The sequence below is a fragment of the Parasutterella sp. genome (assembly GCF_057870745.1).
Genome location: NZ_DBMALT010000038.1, coordinates 21,772 through 28,231, shown reverse-complemented (window position 1 = coordinate 28,231; position 6,460 = coordinate 21,772). Strand labels below are relative to the sequence as shown.

Here is a 6,460-nt window from a genome sequence, read left to right as displayed (position 1 = left end):
CTGTAAGCCTCGACGTAAGTGTGTCCCTTCCTAACGTAAGTGTGGAGGCAGAAGTGCGGAGTATCGTAAATTCTAGGGCGACCCATTTAAATAGACCTACATTATCAAAATACCGATCTATTATAGCATAAAAATGCTGTCATTGAAATCTTTTGTTTAAATGAATCAGAGAATTAGTTGAAGAAAAATAGCCCGATCAAAAATAATCACGGGCTATTTCACGGGAGTTTGGGGACTAATTGCTGAGATTAGAGTCTGCCGCCCTGCTGCTGGCCTTGGGGAGCAGGAACACCCTGCTGATACATCATGCCGTAGCCGCCGTGATGGTAACCACGGTGTCCGGGACCAAAACCGCCTCTCGGGCCTCTGGCGTGTGTGCGGGATTCAACGGCGTCGAACACTTTAACCTGTTCGGGCGTTAAAACTTTCATGAGCTCCTGACGAGCGTCGATGGCTTTCTGCAGGGCTTCAACACGAGTTTTCTGGAAAGCCAAACGCTGATTCAAAATATCCTGTCGTGTCTGACCTTGAACGCCTTGGGGGCGTTTCATCTGATGATAGGCATCAACGGCACCGAAATAAGCTTCAAAAGCTGGTTTTTGAGCATCGGTAAGATTGAGAGCCCCGCGCAGGTAAACTTTTCTTTGTTCAAAGCCAGGGCGGAAGTCTCTTGCTCCCTGAGCGCCTTGCGGGCCGTAGGACCAGCAGGGATATCCCTGACGCATCATCCCGTTGGGACCATGCTGGCAGCCGGGATAGGCACCCTGCGGACCGACTTGACAGCCAGGACCGTAACCCATCATGGGGCCGGCTCCGCAACCCCATGCAAATGCAGCACCGGCGGCGAGAGTAAGGGAAACAGCTAAGGCTGCAGAAGAAAAAATCTTTTTAGTATTCATCGTTGTCCTTCCTTTGAGATAAGCGCCAACTCAGCGCCCTAACTGCACTATATCAGGCTTGCTAAAAGCAGTTCTCCGAAAAGTTAAAGTTTGTTTCGGCCTCTCAAAAAGGATTACAATTCCGAACTTTTCACGCTAAATAGTTACATTTTTCGGTCGTTTGTAAATTCTCTATACTTGGGTTCTTCCGGAATTTTTCTATTTTTTGTCGTGTTTGCCAATGGCCTCTGATTTTGACTTTGATCTTCCTCTCAATCAGTATTTTTTATCTGAAGTTGCGGAACATCTTGAATCTAAAGGAATAAATTGTCTTGATGATTTGATTGATGCCATGTATGGAGACCCGGAACGCTGGGCAACGCGTTTGGATCTAAACAAAGAAAGAAGCAACGGAATCCTTTCTTGGCTTTATTCAAAAAAACTCGGCGGAGCGCCGATTGATTTTCCACCGGTTCTAGAAACAAGAGCCCGAGACCTTTCCAAATCTTATTACGGACAAAAGGTTGAAGATGTCGGCGCTCCGCTTTGGTCCGAAATCAATAAAAAACAAAAAACCGGCCGCCGGCTGGGACAGCCGCTTAAAAACAGTGAAATTCGTCCGCTTGAGTTTCTAACGCCTCCTAAGGCTTTGGACGGATCTTCCGGAACGAACCGAGGGGACCGACAGGACTGCGCCTTAAACGTCAACACAGACATTGAAGCTATCCGCCTCTGGCTTAAAGCGAAAGGGACAAATGCCAACACTCAGGCAGCGTACCGAAGGGAAGCCGAAAGATTTTTACTGTGGTGTCTTTTGGAGAAAAGAGTCGCCCTTTCCTCCGCGCGTTTAGAAGAATGTTCAGAATACCTCAAATGGCTCGAAATGATCGGGAGAGAAACGCCCGAAAACTGGCAGAAATCCTGGATATATCCTCAGGAAACTTGGATCGGACCGAAGAATACGCCCCGAGAATCACCGGATTGGAAACCTTTTAACTCTTCGCTTGCCTACACGAGCAGGAAGGCCGCCTCAACAATCGTTCGGCAGCTCTTTTCGTTCCTTCATAAGACCGGTTATCTGAAATTCAATCCTTTTGACCAGATTCCTGCGAAGGTTCGTTTTTTACCGGGCGAAGGCAAACCGAAAGAATTTGCCGACCGTTCCTTATCGCCGGCCCAGTGGGAAGAGATTAAGACCCATCTTGCTCAGCTGCCGCTTGACCTTGTCCGTATGCGCCTCGAGGTGCTTTTTGTCCTAGGAAAAGAACTCGGCATGCGCGCGAGCGAAATGATCAACGCGCGCTGCGGCTGGATTGAATACTCGCGTTTCGGAGATGAAGAAACCGTTGTCATTGATATCGTCGGGAAAGGTGACAAACAAAGACGCCTGCCGCTGTCTTCCGAGCAGGTCGACAAGATTTCTCGTTATCTCGCCGCCAGAAAACGCCCTCCGCTTTTTGAACCTACTGGAAAAGATGTGCCTCTGATTGCGAGCTTCCGCATCGGCAATAAAGGCGCAGATAAAGAAGGTTTATCGCGATCCGGGCTCTATATCGTCCTGCACACCTTCCTAGAGGAAGTAGCCAACGACGTCCGAAAGAAAAATCCGCGCGACGCCGCTAAGCTCCTCGGAAGTTCTCTGCACTGGCTGCGCCATACCTTTGCGGTCGCCAGCCTGGAGGTGATGCCGGTGAACGTCGTTCAAACAGCCATGGGACATGCATCTGTGAACACAACTACCAGGTACATCTCTCCCGACCAGACAGAAGTCCTGGAAGGTTTTAAGAAGCTTAAATCCTAATTTTTTCCAGCGTCAGCAAGCGTCTTAGCCCACGTGATGAACAGATCCTGAAGAACGAGACGTTTGCTCAAAGGATGATCCTTGCTGCGGTTAGCCTGCATCAGCGTCTGGTTAAAACGAACCAGCTTCTGAAAATCCGTGCCCTTCACCTGACGTTTGTAAGCTTCAATGTGTTCCGGAAAATACCTCGGCTCGGCGCCCGAGAGTACCGCCATCAGATCCCAATACCATCGCTGCATGATAGAAACGACAGGTCCCACCGGTATATCCTTTTGAAAGGCTGACAGCACTTGAACACTGGACAACGCAGGACCTAAGGCAAGCATTTCCAGATACTTGGCTTCGTCTTTTTTATCCAGTGTGAGGTTGGGGTCAGCCTCATGAATCAGAAGCGGTCTGCCGCTTAAACGCGTGAGCTCTCCTTCAGGATTTCGGACCTTCTGAGACTTGAGGTAAGCAATGCCCTGCTCCCGCGTCGGAGGTGTGCAGCGAACCAACTGGCAGCGGGAACGGATCGTCGGAAGAATTGAGTTAATGTCGTCGGCAACCAGAATAAGTACCGCGCCTTCAGGCGGCTCTTCCAGTGTCTTAAGCAGTGCCGAACTTTGGTCGCCCGACATAGAGTCGGCCGGATAAATAACGACGGCTCTGTGACCCGCACGATGGGCGGTCACGGAGAGATATTCACCGATACCTCGAACCTGCTCAATCAGAATTTGTTTGGACAGGCTTTTTCCTTTCGGAATTTCTCCGAACTTACCGTTCCAAGGTTCGGGGTGAAGCGCTGCCTCAGTTTCGCTTAAGACGTAGCGAAGGTCGGGATGGTTTCCGCTGAAAATAAGTTTGCACTCTTCGCAAATGCCGCAAGGCGCGCCGTCTACAGGGTGCTGACACACTACAGCTGCGGCAAAGCGCGAAGCCAGTTCAAACACGCCGCATCCTCGCGGACCGTAAATCAAAATGCCTCCGGGAAGTTTATTGAGCATCTTGGCCAAGACTTCCGCCGGCCGCTCAAGCCACGGATACGGGGCTAAACCCATGTCTCAACCTCCTTGAGCACTCGTGCGGAGACTTCTTCCGGCGTTCCCTGAGCATCAATGACGACGCATCGCTCGGGTTCTCTCTTTGCGATTTCCAGATAGCCTTGACGCACTCTTCGATGAAAGTCAGCATCTTCCTGTTCAAATCGATCCAGTTTGCGGAACAAACGGGCCGCTGCAACTTCGGTGGGCAAGTCAAAGATGACGGTTTTATCCGGTTTGATATCCGGATGCACGAAGTTGGCGAGTATCTCAATTTCTTCCAGACTTCGACCGCGGCCGTAGCCTTGATAGGCAACGGAAGCATCCGTGAAGCGGTCGCAGAGAACCCATTTACCAGCTTCTAACGCCGGACGAATGATTTTTGCGAGATTTTCCTGACGCGCAGCAAACATTAGCAGGAGTTCACACTTTGCAGTCATCGGCTCATTTAACAGAAGCTCGCGGATCTTCTCTGCGCTTTCCGTACCGCCCGGCTCTCGGGTTCTCACAAAATCGATGCCCTTCTCTTTGAGCGCATTGGCGATCACTTCGAACTGAGTGCTTTTGCCGGCGCCGTCAACGCCTTCAACCGTAATAAATTTCCCGCGTTCTGTCATTGTTTAAAGTCCCTGGCTTCTGAGATATTTCTGCACGGCCGCATTATGCTCTTTGAGTGTCTTAGAGAATTTAGTCTGGCCGCTCTTGCCCATGGCCACAAAGTATAAATAACCCGTATCAGCCGGGTGTGCGGCTGCTTCAATCGCGGCTAAGCCGGGGTTGCAGATCGGCGTCGGGGGAAGACCCGGACGCGTGTACGTGTTATACGGATGGTCGGTTCTCAAGTGTTTCTTGGTGATTTTGCCGTCAAAGTTTTCGATTCCGTAAGTTACCGTCGGGTCAGTCTGAAGCAGCATGCCGCGTTTCAAGCGGTTGTTAAAGACACTGGAAACTAAGGCGCGATCGGAGTTCTGACCGGTTTCTTTTTCAATAATGCTGGCGAGGATCAATAGTTCATAGGGAGATTTAACGGCAACATTTTGGGAACGTGTTTCCCAAGCCTTTTTAATACGTTCCTGCTGCTCGCGGTAAGCGCGTCTTAACACCAGCGTATCGGGAGAACCTTTAGCAAATACAAATGTATCTGTAGCGAACTGACCCTCCGGGTGTGTGCCTTCCGGCGCGTGGACGACGGACATGACTGTTTTGAGGTCAAGATCGGGGTCTGCGTGATCTAAATCTTCGGAATTTTTAATGCGCGCCAAAAACTTTGCGGTCTCTGTACCCTCAACCAGCGTGAACTTGCTCATGATCACGTCGCCTGAGGAGAACTTATCGACGATCTCTCGGATCGTGGATGGGTTCGGGATTCGGTAGTAACCCACATGAACCGATTTATCCTGATCATAAAAAGAGAATGCTCGGGTAAGGATTGACGGATCAACATCCGCCCCGGCTTGCTTGAGCGAGTTGGCAATTGAGCGGATCGTACTGCCCTTGTCTACTTTAATCACGACCTCCGGAGGGTTTCCTTCAAAAGGCACCGGCCGCACGTTTACGTAATAGTAAGCACCGCCGAGAAGGCCGAAAGCCAGCAAGGCCACAAGGCCGCAGGCGGCTAGCAGTTTGACCACAAATCTCATACTGACACGCTATCGAATTAACACAACTCAAACAGCATGATAGCGACAATTTGAGGTTTGTCTGCTCACTTTGTCGAGGCTATCGGTCGGAATTGTTTTCGATCTGTTAATTTATCAACATGTTTTGATTAAGGAGTAATGCACAAATGAGCATGCTTGAACTAAATTCCTGGACATTCAGCGAAGAACAAGATTTTGTATTTGTCGCTGTTCGCGGCGAAGACGCTGAAAACTTTCTCCAAGGAATGCTGACCCAGAATGTAAAGGCAATGGGACCGACAGACGCTCGCTGGACGGCTGCTTGCAACCACCAAGGACGTACCGCCGCTACCTCTTTAATCGTCAGAATTCCGAACGGCTTCGGAATGCTTATGCCGAAATCCATTGCTCAGGACGAAGTTGATCGTCTGAGCAAGTTCATTTTGAGAAGCAAAGTCGAAATCGAAATTCTTCCCGAACCGATCACCTATTTCTGCTCCGACGATGCCAAGGCTATCGACCGTCCGTGCCCGGCCCTTCCGCGCGAACCGATGCAGGCCTTGGTCGGTGATTCCGTTATCGTTGTTCGTCTTCCCTCCAATGACGCACAGGGAATGCACGGCAAATTCGTGGCTATCGGCAAGATCCCTGATGACATGTACGCTCCGATCAAAGCCCACAACCGCCTGGCTCGCTCGCTGATGGAAGAAGGTATTGCTTTAATCGAGAAACCCGAATCTCTCGAATGGCTGCCGCAGGCACTGAATATGGACTTGATCGGCGGTATTGCCTTTAACAAAGGCTGCTACACCGGTCAGGAAATCGTCTCCAAGACTGAAAACCTCGGCAAGGTAAAACGCCGTATGTTCTTAGGCGTAGCCAGAGGAGTTAAAGGTCTTGACGAAGGCACGGAAGTCTTCATGGAAAACGAACCGATGGGACGTGTGGTTCAGTGCGACGGCGAACATTTCCTGTTCGTGCTGACTTATGAATACATGGCTTCCGAACTGTATGTTAAGGATGTACCGGTAGAAATCCTGCCGCTTCCTTATGAAGTCACGGTTCCTGCCAGCGTGATCTAATTTAAACGCTTTTCTCTAAAAGACCGGAGCCTGCGAGCTCCGGTTTTTGTTGTCCTTT

General features: G+C 50.3%; 6 protein-coding genes. 2 read left to right on the top strand and 4 right to left on the bottom strand.

Going from position 1 to position 6,460, the window contains the following annotated elements:
• Positions 1–248 precede the first annotated feature (248 nt).
• The gene (locus ACZND6_RS10045) at positions 249–899 is read right to left on the bottom strand and encodes a Spy/CpxP family protein refolding chaperone (RefSeq protein WP_489524627.1); all 651 of its coding nucleotides are present in this window, start codon (positions 897–899) and stop codon (positions 249–251) included.
• Between the two features lie 220 nt (positions 900–1,119).
• On the opposite strand from ACZND6_RS10045, the gene ACZND6_RS10040 reads away from it, so the two are divergent.
• Complete coding sequence (locus tag ACZND6_RS10040) at positions 1,120–2,679, top strand: tyrosine-type recombinase/integrase (protein WP_293737945.1); 1,560 nt, start codon at positions 1,120–1,122, stop codon at positions 2,677–2,679.
• Here the strand turns inward: ACZND6_RS10040 and ACZND6_RS10035 are convergent.
• Genes ACZND6_RS10035 through mltG form a run of 3 tightly spaced genes read right to left on the bottom strand, consistent with a single transcriptional unit; the run spans position 2,676 to position 5,341 of the window.
• Positions 2,676–3,719 carry a DNA polymerase III subunit delta' gene (locus ACZND6_RS10035; RefSeq protein ID WP_300816880.1) on the bottom strand — a complete coding sequence of 348 codons (1,044 nt, stop codon included), beginning with the start codon at positions 3,717–3,719 and terminating at the stop codon, positions 2,676–2,678. The two genes, ACZND6_RS10040 and ACZND6_RS10035, sit on opposite strands and share 4 nt — an antisense overlap.
• On the bottom strand, positions 3,710–4,318 hold the full coding sequence (gene tmk, locus ACZND6_RS10030; protein WP_293737947.1) for a dTMP kinase: 609 nt from the start codon (positions 4,316–4,318) through the stop codon (positions 3,710–3,712). Before tmk ends, ACZND6_RS10035 begins: the two co-directional genes overlap by 10 nt.
• 3 nt (positions 4,319–4,321) lie before the next feature.
• Positions 4,322–5,341 carry an endolytic transglycosylase MltG gene (mltG, locus tag ACZND6_RS10025; protein WP_293737948.1) on the bottom strand — a complete coding sequence of 340 codons (1,020 nt, stop codon included), beginning with the start codon at positions 5,339–5,341 and terminating at the stop codon, positions 4,322–4,324.
• Positions 5,342–5,487: 146 nt separating this feature from the next.
• Between mltG and ygfZ the strand changes: the two genes are divergently transcribed.
• Positions 5,488–6,402, top strand: coding sequence for a CAF17-like 4Fe-4S cluster assembly/insertion protein YgfZ (gene ygfZ / locus ACZND6_RS10020; RefSeq protein ID WP_300876363.1), 915 nt, complete (start codon positions 5,488–5,490; stop codon positions 6,400–6,402).
• The last annotated feature ends 58 nt before the right edge of the window (positions 6,403–6,460 follow it).

Bases quoted from the DNA above. Each gene is read 5' to 3' on its own strand.
- ACZND6_RS10045 (WP_489524627.1), bottom strand. From the start codon at position 899: ATGAATACTAAAAAGATTTTTTCTTCTGCAGCCTTAGCTGTTTCCCTT.
- ACZND6_RS10040 (WP_293737945.1), top strand. From the start codon at position 1,120: ATGGCCTCTGATTTTGACTTTGATCTTCCTCTCAATCAGTATTTTTTA.
- ACZND6_RS10035 (WP_300816880.1), bottom strand. From the start codon at position 3,719: ATGGGTTTAGCCCCGTATCCGTGGCTTGAGCGGCCGGCGGAAGTCTTG.
- tmk (WP_293737947.1), bottom strand. From the start codon at position 4,318: ATGACAGAACGCGGGAAATTTATTACGGTTGAAGGCGTTGACGGCGCC.
- mltG (WP_293737948.1), bottom strand. From the start codon at position 5,341: ATGAGATTTGTGGTCAAACTGCTAGCCGCCTGCGGCCTTGTGGCCTTG.
- ygfZ (WP_300876363.1), top strand. From the start codon at position 5,488: ATGAGCATGCTTGAACTAAATTCCTGGACATTCAGCGAAGAACAAGAT.